The 1,929-nt window shown below is 65.8% G+C and carries 1 protein-coding gene; it reads left to right on the top strand.

Annotated features, from left to right (window positions below):
• A partial coding sequence (locus CF161_RS22230; RefSeq protein ID WP_020298863.1) for a condensation domain-containing protein occupies positions 1-1,929 on the top strand: 1,929 nt, incomplete at both ends.

The raw sequence follows: 1,929 nt of genomic DNA, 5'->3' as shown, positions 1-1,929 counted from the left end.
TGGGCGGGCATTCCCTGCTGGCGACCCAGGTGGTGTCGCGGGTGCGCCAGGGCCTGGGTCTTGAGGTGGCCCTGCGGACCTTGTTCGAACACAGCCGGCTGGCGGCGTTTGCCGAGTCCCTGGGTGGCACGACGTGCGCCGCCGAGCCACCGCTGAAAAGGGTTGATCGCGCGCAGCCCCTGGCCCTGTCCTATGCCCAGGAGCGGCAGTGGTTTCTCTGGCAACTGGACCCCGAGAGCGCCGCCTATCACCTACCAAGCGCTTTGCGTTTGCATGGGGACCTGGATGTCCAGGCCTTGCAGCGCAGCCTCGACACCCTGGTCGAGCGCCATGAGTCCTTGCGCACCACCTTTGTCGAGGCGGGCGAGCGCGCCCTGCAGCGGATTGCCGGGCAGCTGGCGCTGCCGATCGACCTTGAGGTCTTGCCCCTGGTCGAGGACCGGGTCGCGCAAATCAAGGCCCGGGTCGAGGTGGAAACCGCGCGCCTGTTCGACTTGCAGCAAGGCCCGTTGCTGCGGGTCAAGCTGCTGCGCCTGGCGCCGGATGACCATGTGCTGGTGATGACTCAGCACCACATTGTTTCCGATGGCTGGTCGATGCAGGTCATGGTCGATGAACTGGTTGAGCTGTATGCCGGTTACAGCCAGGGCCTGACGGTCGAGCTGCCCGAGCTGCCGATTCAGTACGCCGACTATGGCCTCTGGCAGCGGCAGTGGATGGACGCGGGCGAGCGCGAGCGGCAGCTGGCGTACTGGGTCGGGCAACTGGGCGGTGAGCAAACGGTGCTGGAGCTGCCGGCCGATCATGGGCGCCCGGCGCAGCAGAGCTTTCGTGGCGCGAAAGTCGACCTGGCCCTTGGCGCAGCACTGAGCAAGGCGCTGCGCCACCTGGCCCAGCAGCAAGGCGTTACCCCGTTCATGCTGCTCCTGGCCTCGTTCCAGGCCTTGCTGCATCGCTACAGCGGGCAGGCGGATATCCGCGTGGGCGTGCCGATAGCCAACCGCAATCGGGTCGAGACCGAGCGCCTGATCGGCTTCTTCGTCAACACCCTGGTGCTCAAGGCCGAACTGGATGGCCAGGTGCCTTTTAGCGAGCTGTTGCAGCACGTGCGGCAGACCGCCCTGGATGCCCAGAGCCATCAGGACCTGCCCTTCGAGCAGTTGGTGGAGGCCTTGCAGCCCGAACGCAGCCTGAGCCAGAGCCCGCTGTTCCAGGTGATGTACAACCATCAAGGGGAAGGCCAGCAGGCCCAGGCCGCGCGACAATTGCCGCACCTGCGCCTGGAAGCCCTGGAGTGGGACAACCCCACTTCGCAGTTCGACCTGTCCCTGGACACCCAGGAGCACGGCGAGGAATTTTCCGCGATTCTGACCTACGCCACTGACCTGTTTGAGGCATCGACCATCGAACGTCTGGCCCGGCATTGGCAGAACCTGTTGCAGGCCATTGTTGCCGACCCGCAGCAGCGCATCGGCGATCTGCCGTTGCTGGACGCTGCCGAGCAGCAGCGCATGATCACCGACTGGGGCCGGGCGACCCTGGACTACCCGAGCCAGGCGCGGGTGCACCAGTTGTTCGAAGAGCGGGTCGAGGCCCAGCCCGAGGCAGTGGCGCTGATTTTCGAAGACGCACAACTGAGCTATCGCCAGCTCAACAGCCGAGCCAACCGCCTGGCCCGCCACCTGCAACAACGCGGCGTGGGGCCTGACGTGCTGGTGGGCATCGCGGTGGAACGCGGCCTGGACATGATCATTGGTCTGCTGGCGGTGCTCAAGGCCGGTGGCGCCTACGTGCCGCTGGACCCGGAATATCCTCAGGATCGCCTGTTGTGCATGATCGAAGACAGCGGCACTCGTTTGCTGCTGACCCAGAGCCACTTGCAGTCACGCCTGAGCATTCCGGCCGGGGTCGCCAGCCTGTGCCTGGATC

The sequence above is a fragment of the Pseudomonas sp. CF161 genome (assembly GCF_000416215.1).
Taxonomy (GTDB): domain Bacteria; phylum Pseudomonadota; class Gammaproteobacteria; order Pseudomonadales; family Pseudomonadaceae; genus Aquipseudomonas.
This window is presented reverse-complemented; position numbering and strand designations above follow the sequence as displayed.